The organism is Roseovarius ramblicola (assembly GCF_042430665.1).
Lineage (GTDB): Bacteria > Pseudomonadota > Alphaproteobacteria > Rhodobacterales > Rhodobacteraceae > Roseovarius > Roseovarius ramblicola.
This window is the reverse complement of record NZ_JBHMEC010000010.1, coordinates 92,141-108,465: the sequence shown is the minus strand read 5'-3', so window position 1 is coordinate 108,465 and position 16,325 is coordinate 92,141. Positions and strand designations below refer to the sequence as shown.

Here is a 16,325-nt window from a genome sequence, read left to right as displayed (position 1 = left end):
TCTACCCTGCCATCCGCGCCGATGGCCAGTGCCGGGCGTCTCAGGCGTGCCCGGCATCCGACGAAAGCGTCAGCGACGAGATGCCGAGGCGGGCCAGCGCGCCCTCCCATTTGCCGGTGTCCTCGCTGCTGAAGACGAGGTCGGCATCGGCCTCGCAGGTCAGCCAGCCGTTCGCGGCCAGCTCCGACTCGAGCTGATCGGGGCCCCATCCGGCATAGCCCAGCGCCAGGATCGCGCGGCTCGGCCCACGGCCCTGCGCCAGGTCCTCGAGAATGTCGAGCGTCGCAGTCATGCCGAATCCCTGCGCCACGTTGAGTGTCGCGATGTCCGAGCTGTAGCCGTCATCGTGCAGTACGAAGCCGCGGCCATGCTCGACCGGGCCGCCGAAATGTACCGGCATGTCGGGCATGTCGGGCCCGGGCTCGATCGACAGGTGGTCCAGCAGGTCGCGCATCCGCAAATCCTGCGCGGGCTTGTTGACGATCAGGCCCATCGCGCCCTCGGCGCTGTGGGCGCAGAGGTAGACGACCGCGTGGGCAAAGCGTGGATCGCCCATGCCGGGCATCGCGATGAGAATCTTGCCGGTCAGATCGACCGGCGCGGGGGACGGGTCGGGGGAACTCATGCCATGAGAATGGGGAGGCGGGCCGGGCTGTGCAAGCGGTGTGTTGACGCGCGTGCAGGAATTCTCGCCTGTTTGTGAGTTGGCATCCGGCGCGAAATGGCCCATGTCAGCGCCATGTTCGCACGATATCTCCTTCCGCTCCTCATTCTCGCGATGTCATTTGCCGCGCCTTTGACCACGCCAGTCCAGGCGCGCGCATTGCAGGACATGGTCGCGGTCAGCATCCTGCCGGGATGGCGCATGGCGGACGGCTCGCACATGGCGGCGCTGCGCTTCGAGCTGGCCCCGGGGTGGAAGACCTACTGGCGTGCACCGGGCGAGGCGGGGATTCCGCCGCGCTTCGACTGGCGCGGGTCGCGTAATCTCGGCAAGGTCGACGTGCTCTGGCCCACCCCGCAGCAGACCACCACCAACGGGCTGCGGACCATCGGCTATGTGCATGATCTCATCCTGCCGGTGCGCATCACGCCTGAGCAGGCAAACCGGCCCGTCACGCTTGCCGCCGAACTCGAGATCGGGGTGTGCAGCAATATCTGCGTGCCGGTGGAGACCCGGGTGCGCCTCGACCTGCCGCGCAGCGGCGGTGAGCTCGATCCCCGGATCGCGGCGGCGCTGGCGGCGCGGCCCTACACCGCCGCCGAGGCCGGCGTTGGCGACGTGGACTGCCGCGTCGCGCCGGTCGCGGGCGGCGGGATGTCCCTCGCCGTCGAGATCGAGGTGGCGCAGATGGGCGCGCAGGAGATGGTCATCGTCGAGAGCGGCGACCCGGAGCTATGGGTGGCGCAGCCCGAGATGCGCCGCGAGGGGGGGCGCATACGGGCCCGCACGGAGATCCACCATATCGACGGGCGCGGCTTCGTGCTCGACCGCAGCGCGCTGCGCTTTACCGTGCTGAGCACCGGCGACGCCGTCGATATCCGCGGCTGTACCGGGCGCTGAGCCCGGGCCGTGCCCGCGCGGATCAGCCCCGGCGGCGCACCGTCCCGGTATCGGGCAGCGAGATGTTGGCCACCTGCTCGGCGATCGGGTCGTTGACCAGCGGGTGCGCACGGGCGCGGAAGGCATCCGGGTCGCGCACGCGCTGCCAGCGGTCGCCCGCGTAGACCTCCAGCGCCGAGAACCCGGCCTTGTAGCCCATCTTGTCGCTGCCCGGCACCCAGTATCCCAGGTAGACATAGGGCAGCCCGCTCTCGCGCGCGATCTCGACATGGTCGAGGATCAGGTGGGTCCCGAGCGATGCCCTGGGCATGTCCGGTTCGAAGAACGAATAGACCATACTGACCCCGTCATCGAGGATGTCGGTGAGGCTGGTGGCCACGAGCGCGCCGGTCTCGGGGTCGATATATTCCACCACCCGGGTGCGGATCGGCGTCTCCTCGATCATCGCCGCGAATTCGAACGTGTCCATGTCGGCCATGCCGCCGCTGGCGTGGCGGCTCTCGAGATAGCGGCGGAAGAGGGCGTATTGCTCCTCTGTGGCCCAGGGCGAGGCGATCTGCCGTTCCAGGTGGGCGTTGCGCCGCGCGACGCGCCGCTGCGTGCGCGAGGGCGTGAAATCCGCCACGTCGATCCGCGCCGACAGGCACGCCGCGCAATCGGCGCAGGACGGGCGGTAGAGCACGTTCTGCGACCGGCGAAAGCCCTGCTTGGACAGCCCGTCATTGAGCCGCTGCGCCCCTTCGCCCTGGAGCGCGGTGAAGAGCTTTCGTTCCATCCGGCCCGGCAGATAAGGGCAGGGCTGCGGTGCCGTCACATAGAATTGGGGCGCTATGGGAAGCGTGTGTCGCATGCGGGTGTCCAATTGTATTCAACCCGACGTTAACAACGAAACCCGGCTCCGCCAAGCGGAACGTCACCGCGCTGTCACATGGCGGCGCGGCGGTTGAGGGCGACGGTGCCGAGGACCAGATCGCTCAGCCCCTCTCCGCGCGGGCGTGTCAGCATCAGCACGATCGAGGCCACCTGCAACAGCGGCAGCGCAAAGGAGATCGTGAGCCCCAGCGTGTGCGCGACGGCGAGACCGAGATCGAAGCGGCGGCCATCGGCGGTGCGGAATTCGATGGCGGCGAGGCGCATCCCCCAGGTGGCCGAGCCGCGTGCGATGGTCACGACGCGGTAGGCAAACCCGATCACCGCCATCAGGAGCGGGAAGAAAAAAAGCCCGGTAAAGGCGGTGAAGGGCACCACCAGAAGGCTCAGCACGACGATCACGAGGGTGTCTACGACGAACGCCAAAAGCCGCTTGGCCGGGACATCGGCGTAGAATTCGGGCTGTGTGTCGGGGTCGGGCAGAGCCCATGTATCGTGCATCATGATGCGCTATAGCTTGGCGATGGGGCCGTCGATTGCAAGGGGTCAGGCGGTGAAATCCGCGGCCTGCGCGCCGGAAATCTCCAGGAGTTTCCGGGGCGCGATGGCGAACAGGTGGCGCGGCGTGCCCGCCGCCGCCCAGACCTGTTCGAATGTCAGCAAGTGCGGATCGAAGAAGGCGCGCGGCGGTGTCAGGTGGCCCACGGGCGACACGCCGCCGATGGCAAAGCCGGTCTGCGCGCGGATGAGCGCGGCGTCGGCGCGGCCAAGGGGCACGCCCGCCACGGCGCTGGCGGCGGCGGGATCGACCTGCATGACCCCGGAGGTGACAAACAGGATCGCCGCGCCGCCGGCCTCGTCGCGGAACATGATCGACTTGGCGATCTGCGCGACGTCGCAGCCCACGAGGTCCGCAGCCATCTGCGCGGTGGTGGCATTGCCGGTCTCGACCGGCGCGATGTCCAGCCCCGCCGCCGAAAGGGCGCGGCGCACTCGGGCGACACTTTTGCTCATCTGTATCCTGTCGGTATAGCGTCGGTATAGCGTCAGTGTTTCACGCCGCCCGCCCATTGACCAGACCCGCCGCGCCTGTATCACTCGCGCGCATGACCCTCGCAGATCGCCTCAGCCGCTGCCCGCGCCCCTACGCCCCCGACGAGGGGGCCGAGGCGCTGCGCCACGCGCCGGACCTGAGCGGCGCGGTGGCGGATCTGGTTTCCGGGGCGGCGGGGTGCAGCCCGTTCCTGAAATCGCTGGTGGAGGCCGAGGGCGCGTGGCTGACCGGCGCGGTGGACGCCCCCGAGGCGGCGCTGGAGGCGATCCATCACGAGCTTCGCGAGACCGCCCCCGACCGGCTTGGCCCGGACCTGCGCCGCGCCAAGCGGCGGGTGGCGCTGCTGACCGGGCTGGCGGATCTGGGCGGTGCGTGGTCGCTGGACGAGGTGACCGGGCACCTCACCGATTTCGCCGATCTTGCCTGCGACCTGGCGCTGCGCGCCGCCCTCGGCGCGGAGGCCCGGCGCGGCAAGCTGCCCGGGATGAACGAGGCGGACATCGCCACCGGCGCGGGCATGGTCGTGTTCGCGATGGGCAAGATGGGCGCGCGCGAGCTCAATTACAGTTCGGATATCGACCTCATCTGCCTGTTCGACGAGACCCGCTTTGACCGCGACGATTTCCACGAGGCGCGCGCCAGCCTCGTGCGCGCCACGCGCAGGATGTCGGCCATGCTCAACGACCGCACCGCAGAGGGCTATGTCTTTCGCACCGATCTGCGGCTGCGCCCCGATCCCGGCGTCACGCCCGTCTGCATGGCGATGGCGGCGGCGGAGACCTATTACGAGAGCCTCGGACGCACATGGGAGCGCGCGGCCTGGATCAAGGCGCGGCCCTGCGCGGGCGACGCGGAGGCCGGGGCGCGGTTCATTGCCACGCTCAGGCCCTTTGTCTGGCGCAAGCACCTGGATTTCGCGGCGATCGAGGACGCGCACAACATGCGGCTGGCGATTCGCGCGCACAAGGGGCTGGGCGGCGCGTTCTGCCTAGAGGGTCACAACGTCAAGCTGGGGCGCGGCGGCATCCGCGAGATCGAGTTCTTCACGCAGACCCGGCAGCTTATCGCCGGCGGGCGTGACCCGGAGTTGCGGGTGCGCGGCACGGTCGAGGGGCTGGCGCGGCTGGCCAGGAAGGGCTGGGTGCCGCAGGAGGCGGCGGAGACGCTCACCGGGAATTACCGCTTTCACCGGGAGCTGGAGCACCGCGTGCAGATGCTGCGCGACGCGCAGACCCACCTGCTGCCCAATTCGGCCGCCGAATTCGACCGGCTTGCCGCCTTCATGGGGCGCGAGACCGAGGAGTTGCGGGACGAGATCGCGCGCCGTGTGGCGACGGTGGATGACCTGATCGAGGGGTTCTTTCGGCAGGAGGCGCCGGGCGGTGACGCGGCGGATGTGCCGGAGACGGCGTTCGACGAGGAGGTGATCGCGCGCTGGCATGGCTACCCGGCGCTGCGGTCCGAGCGCGCGCAGCAGATTTTCGCGCGGCTGCGCCCGGAGATCCTCGCCCGTCTCGCCCGCGCCGCAAACCCCGAGGAGGCGCTGCTGGCGTTCGACGGATTCCTGCGGGGGCTGCCCGCCGGGGTGCAGGTGTTCGCGCTGTTCGAGGCCAATCCGCAGCTTATCGACCTGCTGGTGGATATCGTCGGCACGGCGCCGTCGCTGGCGCAATACCTGTCGCGCAACGCGGGCGTGTTCGACGCGGTGATCGCCGGCGACTTCTTTGCGCCGTGGCCAGGGCGCGCGGCGCTGGAAGCGGCGCTGGCCGAGCGGCTGGAGGCCGAGCCGGATTACGAGCGCGCGCTCGACCTCGCCCGGCGCTGGCACAAGGAATGGCATTTCCGCGTAGGGGTGCATCACCTGCGCGGTCTGGTCGAGGCGGGCGATGCGGGCAGGCAGTATGCCGATCTTGCCGGCGCCGTGATCGGTGCGCTCTGGCCCCGCGTGGTGGCGCAGTTCGCCCGGCGGCACGGGGCCCCGCCGGGGCGCGGCGCGGCGGTGATCGGCATGGGCTCGCTGGGCGCGGGGCGGCTGCACGCGCGGTCGGACCTCGATCTGATCGTGATCTACGATGCGGGCGATGCCGAGGGCTCGGACGGCAAGCGCCCTCTCTCCGTGAGGCCCTATTATGCGCGGCTGACGCAGGCGCTCATCACCGCGCTGACCGCGCCGATGGCAGAGGGGCGGCTCTACGAGGTGGACATGCGCCTGCGTCCGTCGGGCAACCAGGGGCCGGTGGCGACAAGCTGGCCGAGTTTCCGAAGCTATCAGGCCGACGAGGCCTGGACATGGGAGCACCTGGCGCTGACGCGGGCGCGGGTGATCGCGGGCGAGGCGGGGCTGGCGGAGGATATCGAGGCGTTCCGCACCGCGCTCATTTCCGACAAGGCCGCGTGCGATCCGGTGCGGCAGGCGGTGGCCGGGATGCGCGCGCGTGTGGCCGGGGCCAAGCCGCCCGAAGGCGCGTGGGATGTCAAGCTGGGGCCGGGACGATTGCTGGATCTGGAACTGGTGGCGCAGGCGGGCAACCTGCTGGCGGCGCAGGGCGCGCGCGATGCGGTCTCGGGGCTGCGCGGGGCTGTCGCTTCCGGGTGGCTGGATGCCGCGGGCGGCGCAGCGCTCGAGGCTGCTTATGGGCTTTGCTCGGCCTTGCAGATGGCGGCGCGTCTGTTCGGCGACGGCCCGCTCGATCCAGAGCGGATCGGCCGCGCGGGGGCGGCCTTCGTGCTGCGCGAAACCGGGGAGGAGAGCGTGGAGATGCTCGCGCATCGGCTTGAACGGACATGCGACGAGGCAGCGCGCGTGATCGACGCGGCGCTTGGCACGGGCGCGGAGGGCCGGGGATGAGCCGCGGCGATGCGCTCGATCCCAAGGGCCTCATCCGCGAGGCATACCGGATCGACGGGATCGGTGAGGGCGAATGCCGGTCGATCTTTCTCGACTGGGCGCTGTCGCTGCCCGACGGGCAGGAGGTGGGCGCGGCCCTCGAAGCGTTGGTGGAGCGTTACGCGGCGGACTCGCCCGACCATCCGATGACGTCGGTTCTGCGCGCGGGGCTCGCACAGGCAGAGCGCCCGCGCCGCCGTGGCGGATGGCGCGGGCGCAAGCGGGACTGAGCGCGTCCGTGCCCCCGAAATACGCCGCATTTGTCCAAGATTGGCCGTAATCGGAGGGCAAACCAAGGGCCGTCAAAGAGGTTTTGGACACGGAGACGATCATGCGCCTTGTCGGACTTGCCGCCGCACTGATGCTTGGCCTCGGCCTTTCGGCCTGCGCCAGCGTCGAGACCGCCACGAGAAACGCCCCGCTCGAGGCATTCGCGCTGCAACCCGCCGCGGTGCCGTTCGACGTAAGGGACGTGCGCGTGACCGTACCGCGCAGCCTGCGGGTGTCGGAGGCCAACCGCTACCTGCCCGGCGGCGATATCGTCTGGCGCGAGGACCCGCCCGGCGACCGCCACGCGCAGGTGGCGGCGATCCTCGAAGACGGGTTCGAACGGGGCGTGGACGCGCTGCCCGAAGGCGCGGAGGCGGTGGTGCTCGACGTCGAGCTGTCGAAGTTTCACGCGCTGAGCGAGAAGGCGCGCTATACCGTCGGCGGGGTGCACGCGATCCAGTTCACCTACACGCTGCGCGATCCCGGAACCGGCGCGGCGCTCACCGAACCGAAATTCGTCAAGGCGGATTTCAAGGCGTTCGGCGGGCAGAAGGCGATCGCGGCCGAACGGCGGGGCCTCACGCAAAAGGTGCGCATCACCGATCACCTGGCCCGCGTCATCCGCGACGAGCTGGGACCCGAGCACGGCTATCGCGTGCAGGCGACGGGCCTGATCGGCGTGCTCAACCAACTCTGATCTTTCCGGGCCACGCGAAACGGCTTAAGGGGGCGGCATGACAGCGCCCCCTTATCCCATGATCCGCCTGCGCCCCAAGGCCAATGCCCGCGCCATCCGGCACGGCGCGCCGTGGATCTTCGACAACGAGATCGTCACCGACCGGCGCACCCGCGCGCTGCCGCCCGGCAGCATCGCGGTGCTGGAGGATGAGGCGCGCGCGCCGCTGGGCCTCGTGGCCGTCAACCCCGCCTCGCGGATCATGGCGCGGGTGCTGGATCGCGACGCCGGCGCGCGGATCGACGGCGCGTGGATCGCGGCGCGGCTGGCGCGCGCCCACGAGATGCGCGCACGGCTGTTCGATGCGCCCTTCTACCGGCTTGTCCATGCCGAGGCCGATGGCCTGCCGGGCGTGGTGATCGACCGGTTCGGCGAGATCGCGGTGATCCAGCCCAACGCCGCCTGGGCCGAGGTGCTGCTGCCGGAGATCGGGCAGGCGGTGCAGGAGGTGACCGGCGTGACCTGCGTGCTCAAGAACGCCTCGGGGCGGGCGCGGGTGCTGGAGGGGCTGGATGAGGGCAGCGCCGTTCTGGCGGGGCAGGCACCTGACGCCCCGGTGCCGGTGCCGATGAACGGGGCCACATACATGGCCGATCTGACCGGCGGGCAGAAGACCGGGATATTCTATGACCAGCGGCCCAACCACGCCTTTGCCGCGCGGCTGGCGGATGGCGCGCGGGTGCTTGACGTGTTTTCGCATGTCGGCGGATTCGCACTTGCCGCGCTGGCGGGGGGCGCGGCGCGGGCGCTGGCGGTGGACGGCTCGGCCCCGGCGCTCGATCTGGCGCGCGCGGGGGCGGAGCGGACGGGCGTGGCAGCGCGGTTCGAGGCGCGGCGGGGCGATGCGTTCGCGGTGATGGAGGCGCTGGCCGGGGAGGGCGCGCAATTCGACCTGGTGATCTGCGACCCGCCCGCCTTTGCGCCGACGAAGCAGGCGCTGGACAAGGGGCTGCGCGCCTATGAGAGGGTGGCGCGGCTGGCCGCCGGGCTGGTGGTGCCGGGCGGCTATCTGGGCCTGTGCTCGTGCTCGCACGCCGCCGATCTGGGGCGGTTCCGCACCGCCTGCACGCGCGGCATCGGGCGGGCGGGGCGCGAGGGCGCGCTGATCCACACCGGCTTTGCCGGGCCGGACCATCCGCAGCACCCGAATCTGGCCGAGAGCGGCTATCTCAAGGCGCTGTTCTACCGGCTGTGAGGGTGCTTCTGGATACCTGCGTGATCTATCCCACGGTGATGCGCGAGATGATCCTCGGCGTGGCCTGGGCGGGGGCGTTCGCGCCGCTCTGGTCGGAGCGTATCATCGGCGAATGGCTGCACGCGGCGGCGAAACTGGGCGCCGATGCGCAGGCGCAGGCGGCGGGCGAGGCGGCGCTGATGGCGGCGCGCTGGCCGGAGGCAAGTGTCGCCTGGAAGCCGTCGCTGGAGGCGCGGCTGTGGCTGCCCGATCCGGCCGACACCCACGTTCTGGCCGCCGCGATCGCCGGGTCGGCGGACGGTATCCTGACGCTCAACGCCCGCGATTTCCCGCGTGGCGTGCTGGCTGAGGAGGGGCTGTGGCGGGCCGATCCGGATGGGTTCCTGCACGGCATCTGGACGGCACAGCCGGGGCTGGTGGCGGAGGTGGCGGGTGGTGTTCTGGCCAAGGCGCGGCACCTGTCGCAGGGGGATTGGGAGATGCGCCCGCTGCTGAAGAAGGCGCGGCTGCCGCGACTGGCCAAGGCGTTGTCGAAGGGGTGAGGGGGTGGCCTGGAGGGGACGTTCGCCACCCACCCCGCGCGGAATCAAGGCGTGCTTGCACGCCGCCGCGCGAGCGGTCATGCCAGAGGCATGCCTCCGGCATGACCCGCCCCCCGGGCGCGCGCTTTTATACGCCTCAAGTTATTGATAACGCGGGAGTATATGGCACCATAAAGCGCGCCGTTTCATCGTTGGAACGCCCACCCGCGGTCGGGCCCTCGCGCGGCTCACCCAATGTCCCCTCAAGGCCAGAACCACCCCAACCCCAGAACATGCCCAATCCCGCCCTCAGCGCACCAGCGCCTTCATCCCCGCGTCCAGCCCTTCGAGCGTCATCGGCACCATCCGGTCGTCGAAGATCTCGCGGATCATGCCGATGGAATGGGTATAGTCCCATTCGCGGCGGGGCACCGGGTTGATCCACAGGTGGTCGGGCCATTGCGTGCGGGCGCGGTCGAGCCAGACCTGCCCCGCTTCGGCGTTCCAGTGCTCGTTCGCCCCGCCCGGATAGGCGATCTCGTAGGGCGACATGCTGGCATCGCCCACGAAGATGCACTTGTAATCCGGCCCGTAGGTGTTGAGCACCTCCCATGTCGGGGTCTGCGCGTTCCAGCGCCGGGCGTTGTCGCGCCACACACCCTCGTAGAGGCAGTTGTGGAAATAGTAGTATTCGAGATGCTTGAACTCGGCGCGCGCGGCCGAGAACAGTTCTTCCACCACCCTGATATGCGGGTCCATCGAGCCGCCCACGTCGAGAAACAGCAGCACCTTGACGGCATTGCGCCGCTCGGGCCGCGTCCTGACGTCGAGATAGCCATGCTCGGCGGTGGAGCGGATGGTGCCGTCGAGGTCAAGCTCTTCCTGTGCCCCGTCGCGCGCCCATTGCCGCAGGCGTTTCAGCGCCACCTTGATGTTGCGGGTGCCCAATTCGACGCTGTCGTCGAGATTGCGGAATTCGCGCTTGTCCCAGACCTTGACGGCGCGGCGGTGGCGGCTTTCGTCCTGGCCGATGCGCACGCCCTCGGGGTTGTAGCCATAGGCCCCGAAGGGCGAGGTGCCCGCGGTGCCGATCCATTTTGAGCCGCCCTGATGGCGGCCCTGCTGCTCGTCGAGCCGCTCCCTGAGTGTCTCCATCAGCTTGTCGAAACCGCCGAGCGCCTCGATTTCGGCCTTTTCCTCGGCGCTGAGGTGCTTTTCGGCCATCTTTTCCAGCCAGTCGGCGGGCAGGTCCACGGCGTCGAGCACCGCGTCGGTGCTGATATTTTCCAGCCCCGAAAAGCTGCTGGCGAAGGCGCGGTCGAAGCGGTCTATGTGGCGCTCGTCCTTCAACATCGCGCTGCGGGCTAGGTAGTAGAAACCTTCGATATCGTAGGTGACGAGCCCCGCGCGCACCGCCTCGAGAAAGGTCAGGTATTCGCGCAAGCTGACCGGCACGCCGCCCGCCCTGAGGGTTTCGAAGAAGGGCAGGAACATCGCCGCCTCACACCGAGGCGCGGTGCAGGATCAGCGTGAGGAACAGCCCGGCAAGCGCGAAGATCAGGCCATAGACAAAGGCATAGAGCAGGATGTCGGCCAGCTTGCCCTTGCGCCGCCATGCCAGCACGCCGCCGCCCGCTGCCCCAAGTATCGCGCCGATAATGACGATCATCGCCTATCCGTCCGGTCCCCTGAGAGGGCTGAGCGCCCCCACTTCGCGGAGCCTGGCCTGTACGGCCCGATCCGCGCCGTAGCCGTAGCGCGCCCAGCCCAGACTGTCCAGCCTCACGGCCTGCGCCTCGGCCACGCGGTTCTCGAGTTCGAGCGCCTCGGCGCGGAGCATCTTGAGCGTGGCGACGAGCGCGGCGTTCTCGAACCGTTCGGCCACGGCGACTTGCGGTTCCAGCACCCCGAGCGCCGCCGCACCATCGCCGAGGGCGATGGCGTGGCTGGCAAGCTGCGCGGCCACGTAGGCGCGGTGCAGCCCGGTGCCGGGCACCGTGCGGTAGAAGCGGTCGGCCATCATGAACTGCGCGCGGGCGAAGGCCGGGTCCTCGACCTGCGCGAGACGGCCGAGCGCGAAATGGCTGAAGGCGCGGCGGTGGTCGGTCCAGCCCTCCGCCCGCGCGATTCGCATGGCGTCGCGCGCGGCGGCGCGGCGCCGGGAGGCGCGCGTGCCGGGGCCGAGCGCGGTCTGGATCGCCTCGATCCAGGCGCGCGGCGTCGGCCCGGCAAAGCGCGGCGCGATCCGGTCGCCCGCGGGGTTGAGGCGGCTGAGGATCGCGGGCAGGCGTCGTTCCACCTCGCGCCGCGTCATGCCGGCGCGCAACTCGGGTGCATAATAGGCCCGCAGGATCAGCATGTCGAAGCCGGTGAGCACGGCATGCACGTTGTCGTCGTTGAACACGCTGTCCGACAGCCGGTAGAGGTCGTTGAGCGGCCCGAGCGCCTGCGCCAGTTCCTCGTGCAGGCAATCGCGGGTTTCCTGCGGGCTGGCATCGTTGGGCACGAAGACCGCGATCTTCTCGCGCCGGGTGATGCGCGTCCAGTCGGTGGTGCGGGTGCCGCGGGCGCGGCGGTATCCGGCGAGGCTGTCCACGTTGGGCACGACGAAACACGCCGCGCTCGGCAGGTTGCGGCGGATGTCGTCGCGGCTCACCGCCTCGATGGTGATGTTGGCCGCGCCGATGCCGCCGCCGACGCGGCGGATGTCGATCCTGGCCTCGCTGCGCAGCCGTTGGATGACGCGGTCGAGATCGGCCATCAGCGTGGCGGGCGCATCGCCGGTCACGCGCACCGAGATGGGCCCCTCGAAGCGCGAGAACCGCTCGAGCGCGCGCCCCGATTCCATCTGGAACGCGAGATCGACGAAATCGCGCATGATATCGCGGTTGGCGCGTTGCGGCGGCAACGGGCTGGGGGCCGAAAACGCCTTCATCGGGGGCAGTGTGCTCTCGTGCGGGGGGGCCGCGCGCGAGGCGGTGTCCGGCTGGCGGGCAGCCGGGGCGCAGGCACCGAGGATCAGGCAGAAGGGCAGGACGGCTCGGCGCATGGCTCTCTCGAATTGAAAATCCCCGGTGGTCGCCCACAGTCGATGAGACAGGGAAATCGCCGCACTTCCTGTTGCGGACATGGAACCGCCGAGGTTTTACTGTGGCACAGGCCCCGGCGCGGTTCAAGCGCACCGCCCGGCACCCGTGTTTCCCGATCCGGCGAGGGCGCGGGGGTGCCGCGGGCCGTCACTCCACCAGCAGCCGGGCCTCGTGGCGCTTGAGCGAGCGGCGCGCGGCCTGGTAGGCCTCGATGCCCGCGCTCTCCCGCAGTTCGGGGAACAGGGTGAAGATTTCCTCGCGCGTGGCGTCGCCCATCGCGTCGAGCACCTGCTCGCCGGGCTGGAAGCTCTCGGTCCAGGCCCCGTCGGAGAGCACCACCTCGTGGCGGTCGCACATGAAGTGGATATAGGTGGTGCCGGTGGCGCGGATCTCGTCGATGCCCTCCATGCCGGTGAGGTGCCGCGCCGCCGCCAACACCTCGCGCTCGCCGAAATAGAGCGCGGCGCGCTCGGAGGTGAGCAGCAGGCGGTGCTGCGGGCTGACCGTCATGTCGCGCTCGGGCAGGCCGCGGCCAAGCGCACCGGCGCGGATCAGCACGGGCCGCAGGTGGGGCGCGGCGATCAGGTCCGCCGTGCCCAGCACCCGCGCGCCCGTCCAGCGGATTTCCTGCAAGCCGTTGTCGCGGGTGATGACGCGATCGCCCGTGCGCAGATCCTCGACCGCCACCTCGCCGCGCGGTGTCGCGATCCGCGTGCCGGGGGTGAAGCAGGGGACGATGTTCTCGATCTCGGAATAGCTCAGCGTGCCGGTGACGCTGCCGCCCGGGCTGTCGAGGAAATTGATCGTGCCGCTGGTGGAATTGCCATCCGGGTCGGTGGTCTCGCCCACCGTCACGAACGGCCCGAGGCCGCTGAGGTCCAGCGTGTCGAAATCATCGCCGCCGCTGCCGCCATCGACGATATCGCCATCCGCATCCGCGACCGATCCGACGATGAACGTGTCGCGGTCATCGCCGCCGGACAGGCTGTCGGCCCCGGCCCCGCCGGTGATCGTGTCATTGCCGTCACCGCCCTGGATCGTGTCGGCATCCGCGCCGCCGAACACCTCGTCATCGTCGATGCCCGCGTCGATCGAATCGGCACCGTCGCCGCCGTGGATGGTGTCGTCGTCATCCTGGCCGAAGATGGTGTCGTTGCCGTCGCCGCCGAAGATCAGGTCGCGGCCATTGTCGGGCACCGGATCATCGGGGCCGGACGGGTTGTCATCGGGGATGTTGAGACTGTCGGGGAAGGACGGGTCGAGCCCGCCGTAGATCAGGTCGTCGCCGTCATTGCCCTCGATGGTGTCGGAGCCTTCGCCGCCGATGATCGTGTCATCGCCCGCGCCGCCCGCGACCGCGTCCGCGTCGATCCCGGCGTTGATGGAATCCGCGCCCGCGCCGCCGTCGATGGTGTCGGCGTCATCACCGGTGAGGATGGTGTCGTTGCCATCACCGCCGGACACGAGATCGCGGTCGTCGTCGGGGGTCGGGTCCGGCGGAAACAGCCCCGGAAAGCCGAGATCGGGCAGCGGCGCGCCGGACAGGGGCGTGCCGGTGTCGATGAAGTCACCGCCCGCGCCGCCATCCACGGTGTCGCTGCCGCTGCCGCCGAAGATGGTGTCGCCGCCGTTGCCGCCGGTGATGTCGTCATCGCCGCCGAGACCGTGGATCAGGTCGTCGCCGGTGCCGCCGTCGATCACGTCGTCGCCGTCTTCGGCGGTTTCGGGCAGGTCCGATACGGCCTCGAAATGGGCGTTGTCGAAACCGGTGCCCGAGCTGCCGGGATCGACCGTGACCACGACATCGTTGAAGTCCCCGTCGCCCAGACCGGCCCGGTCCTCGAATCCCAGCGTGACCTCGCCGTCGCCGCCCTGCGCGATGCCGGAGGTATGCACCAGCCCGTCGCTGTTGAGCCCGACATTGTCGCCGTAGCCCGAGGAGAGGAACGTGCCCTCGGGGCTGACGATCCCGACGCCCACCTCGGCGCCGGGCGCGGCGCTGTAGGTAAAGGTCTCGCCGACCGAGTCCGTGGCGTTTGCGGTCAGCGTGCGGATGTTGCTGATCTCGCCGGTTTCGCGGTCGATCGTGTAGGCGAACACCTCGTTCGTGAAACCGGCACTGGTCTGGTCGATGGTGATCCGCACCGGGCCCACCGCGGCATCGCCCGAGATGGTGTCATTCCCGCTTCCGCCGTCGATGGAATCGTCGTCCGCCCCGCCGATCAGCGAGTCATCGCCGCCCTCGCCGAAGATCGCGTCGTCGCCGTCGCCGCCGAGCAGGGTGTCGTCGCCCGCCCCTCCGGTATCCGCGAGCGGCGCGTCGAAATACACGTCGGAGACCCAGATGCCGGAATTGGCGCTGCCTTCGCTGTGGTCGATCTCGATCCGCGAGACCGGCCCGTCGATCTGGACGTGCACGGAGAAATCCGGCTCGTCGGTGTCGTCGAATGTGCCGACATCCGCGGTGGTCACGGTGTTGGCGTCGACCGTGTCCAGTTCGCTGCCGGGCGTCAGGGTGACGGCGATCTCGTTGTCATCCGCGTCAAAGGCGCGCACCGTGACCGTGCCCGACCCGTCGATGTCGTTGATGCGGAAATCGACATCCTCCACCGGTGCCGAAAAGCCGAGCTCATAGCCGGTTTGCCCGTTGCTCGTGCCGGACAGATCGCTGAGCAGGCCGCTCTCGTCGTCGATCGATTCGTCGCCGCTGTCGATGCCGCCGACGAACTGCGTTTGATCCGAGAACGTGTGGCTGATCGCCGGGGACGACTCGCTGGTCACCCGGAAGCTGACGTCGACATTGCCGGTGTTCTGCGTGAAGTCGGAGAGCGGGTCGCCATTGTCCACGACGCCATCGCCCGAGTCGTCATCGTCGTCTCCCGATGCCGGTGCCTTGTCCCACTCGAAGCTCTCGCGCACGACCGCGCCGCCATCGAAGGTGCCGTCCGGCGCTTTGGAATCGCCGAAGATGACATCGTCGCCCGCCTCGCCATCGACCGAGTCGTTGCCGGACCCGCCATAGACGATGTCGTTGCCCTCGCCCGAGCGCACGGTATCGTCGCCGCCGCCGGCATCGACCACGTCATCATCGGAGCCGTCGGGCGCATCGTTGTTGTCGATCCGGTCGTCTTCGGGATCGCCGGTATAGGCGAGGTCGATCTCGTTGGCGGTGTTGTCGCCATCGACGATGCCGTCGATGCCCACTGGCACGCCGCTGCCCGAGGTGATGCCGATCTGCTCGTAGTGGTGCAGTTTCAACTCGAAGTCGTCGGACCCGTCGCCATCGAGATCCATCTTGAAGTCGATATGACCGACATCGCTCTTGCCGTCGCCATCCGGGTCGGGCGCGAAAAAGCCGCCTGAGCCGTCGGCCACGTAGCCTGCATCGAGCACTTCCTGTTCGAACGCCGCGCGTTCCGCATCGGTCATCCATCCCAGATCGAGGCTGATCCCGTCGGTCGGGATGACGTTGTCGTGGCCGCCATTGCCGTCGAATTCCAGCTTTTCGAGCTTTTCGAGCTCGTCGCGGTCCAGCGTGCCGATCATGGTCACGTCACGACCGTCCTCGGACGCTTCGAGCTTGCCGATGATCACATCGTCACCAGTGGTGATCGCGGAACCGGAGGCATCCTTGAGATCGAATTCGGTCTCATGGCCGATGTAGCCGTCGGCGATCGAGATATTGGGGTGGAGGTCGTTGTGCCCCTTGATGTCTATCTTGATGTCCTTGTCGTGGGTCGGGCTGTCGTTCAGTTCGATATTGAAATCGACTGGCGAGGACGCGCCATCCGCGGCTTCGAACCTGACATCGCCCTCGACGCCAGGGCCGATAATGAACGTATCGCCCGCATTTACCGTATACGTACCCGCAGAGGTGATCGTGATGACGGCCATTTGTCTTCTCCACTTCTCGGGAACGGCCGGGGCGACCATATGTTCCGTCGTTCAACGCACCTGCCCCGAACTGTTCATGACGTCGCAGGAACAAGACGACCGTCGAACCCGCGAATGTGGAGGAGATAGCCCATCGCCACGGTCGTGCCGTGTGCATTGACATCCGGCCCGACGACCGGATGACAGGCGCTCACGCCTCCGGATGCGCGACGGATCGCGCAGCGGATCAGAGCGGTCGCCCCCGT

The 16,325-nt window shown here is 69.1% G+C and carries 14 protein-coding genes; 6 read left to right on the top strand and 8 right to left on the bottom strand.

The genetic code is table 11. The features are described 5' to 3' along the window. Nucleotides 1-40 precede the first annotated feature (40 nt). Nucleotides 41-625 (bottom strand): YqgE/AlgH family protein, encoded by a 585-nt coding sequence (locus tag ACFFU4_RS06875; RefSeq protein WP_377068419.1) that lies wholly within the window; start codon nucleotides 623-625, stop codon nucleotides 41-43. Between the two features lie 171 nt (nucleotides 626-796). On the opposite strand from ACFFU4_RS06875, the gene ACFFU4_RS06870 reads away from it, so the two are divergent. Then, nucleotides 797-1,564: a protein-disulfide reductase DsbD domain-containing protein gene (locus tag ACFFU4_RS06870; RefSeq protein WP_377068417.1), complete on the top strand. Its 768-nt coding sequence runs from the start codon at nucleotides 797-799 to the stop codon at nucleotides 1,562-1,564. A 22-nt stretch (nucleotides 1,565-1,586) separates the two neighbouring features. On the opposite strand, the gene ACFFU4_RS06865 is transcribed toward ACFFU4_RS06870, so the two are convergent. The 3 genes from ACFFU4_RS06865 to ACFFU4_RS06855 all read right to left on the bottom strand — a co-directional run bounded on the left by ACFFU4_RS06865 (nucleotide 1,587) and on the right by ACFFU4_RS06855 (nucleotide 3,448). Beyond that, nucleotides 1,587-2,414, bottom strand: coding sequence for an arginyltransferase (locus ACFFU4_RS06865; protein ID WP_377068415.1), 828 nt, complete (start codon nucleotides 2,412-2,414; stop codon nucleotides 1,587-1,589). 74 nt (nucleotides 2,415-2,488) lie between these two features. Next, nucleotides 2,489-2,935 (bottom strand): RDD family protein, encoded by a 447-nt coding sequence (locus ACFFU4_RS06860; RefSeq protein ID WP_377068413.1) that lies wholly within the window; start codon nucleotides 2,933-2,935, stop codon nucleotides 2,489-2,491. A gap of 45 nt (nucleotides 2,936-2,980) precedes the next feature. After that, on the bottom strand, nucleotides 2,981-3,448 hold the full coding sequence (locus ACFFU4_RS06855) for a YbaK/EbsC family protein (protein WP_377068411.1): 468 nt from the start codon (nucleotides 3,446-3,448) through the stop codon (nucleotides 2,981-2,983). A 92-nt stretch (nucleotides 3,449-3,540) separates the two neighbouring features. Between ACFFU4_RS06855 and ACFFU4_RS06850 the strand changes: the two genes are divergently transcribed. The 5 genes from ACFFU4_RS06850 to ACFFU4_RS06830 all read left to right on the top strand — a co-directional run bounded on the left by ACFFU4_RS06850 (nucleotide 3,541) and on the right by ACFFU4_RS06830 (nucleotide 9,118). Further along, entirely contained in the window at nucleotides 3,541-6,336 is a 2,796-nt protein-coding gene (locus tag ACFFU4_RS06850) for a [protein-PII] uridylyltransferase family protein (protein WP_377068409.1), read from the top strand. Then, nucleotides 6,333-6,605, top strand: coding sequence for a hypothetical protein (locus ACFFU4_RS06845; RefSeq protein WP_377068407.1), 273 nt, complete (start codon nucleotides 6,333-6,335; stop codon nucleotides 6,603-6,605). Before ACFFU4_RS06850 ends, ACFFU4_RS06845 begins: the two co-directional genes overlap by 4 nt. Before the next feature lie 101 nt (nucleotides 6,606-6,706). Next, nucleotides 6,707-7,342 (top strand): DUF6778 family protein, encoded by a 636-nt coding sequence (locus ACFFU4_RS06840; protein ID WP_377068405.1) that lies wholly within the window; start codon nucleotides 6,707-6,709, stop codon nucleotides 7,340-7,342. A 37-nt stretch (nucleotides 7,343-7,379) separates the two neighbouring features. Beyond that, a complete protein-coding gene (locus ACFFU4_RS06835) occupies nucleotides 7,380-8,576 on the top strand; it encodes an RSP_2647 family RNA methyltransferase (protein ID WP_377068403.1) in 1,197 nt (398 codons plus the stop codon). Beyond that, nucleotides 8,573-9,118 (top strand): RSP_2648 family PIN domain-containing protein, encoded by a 546-nt coding sequence (locus tag ACFFU4_RS06830; RefSeq protein WP_377068401.1) that lies wholly within the window; start codon nucleotides 8,573-8,575, stop codon nucleotides 9,116-9,118. The genes ACFFU4_RS06835 and ACFFU4_RS06830 overlap by 4 nt, the downstream gene beginning before the upstream one ends. 288 nt (nucleotides 9,119-9,406) lie before the next feature. Here the strand turns inward: ACFFU4_RS06830 and ACFFU4_RS06825 are convergent, their stop codons facing one another. The 4 genes from ACFFU4_RS06825 to ACFFU4_RS06810 form a co-directional block, all read right to left on the bottom strand. Beyond that, a complete protein-coding gene (locus ACFFU4_RS06825; protein WP_377068399.1) occupies nucleotides 9,407-10,591 on the bottom strand; it encodes a vWA domain-containing protein in 1,185 nt (394 codons plus the stop codon). A gap of 7 nt (nucleotides 10,592-10,598) precedes the next feature. Further along, complete coding sequence (locus tag ACFFU4_RS06820) at nucleotides 10,599-10,766, bottom strand: hypothetical protein (RefSeq protein ID WP_377068397.1); 168 nt, start codon at nucleotides 10,764-10,766, stop codon at nucleotides 10,599-10,601. 3 nt (nucleotides 10,767-10,769) lie between these two features. Continuing rightward, the gene (locus ACFFU4_RS06815) at nucleotides 10,770-12,146 is read right to left on the bottom strand and encodes a DUF2927 domain-containing protein (RefSeq protein ID WP_377068395.1); all 1,377 of its coding nucleotides are present in this window, start codon (nucleotides 12,144-12,146) and stop codon (nucleotides 10,770-10,772) included. A 187-nt stretch (nucleotides 12,147-12,333) separates the two neighbouring features. Next, entirely contained in the window at nucleotides 12,334-16,080 is a 3,747-nt protein-coding gene (locus tag ACFFU4_RS06810) for a Hint domain-containing protein (protein ID WP_377068393.1), read from the bottom strand. Nucleotides 16,081-16,325: the final 245 nt, after the last annotated feature.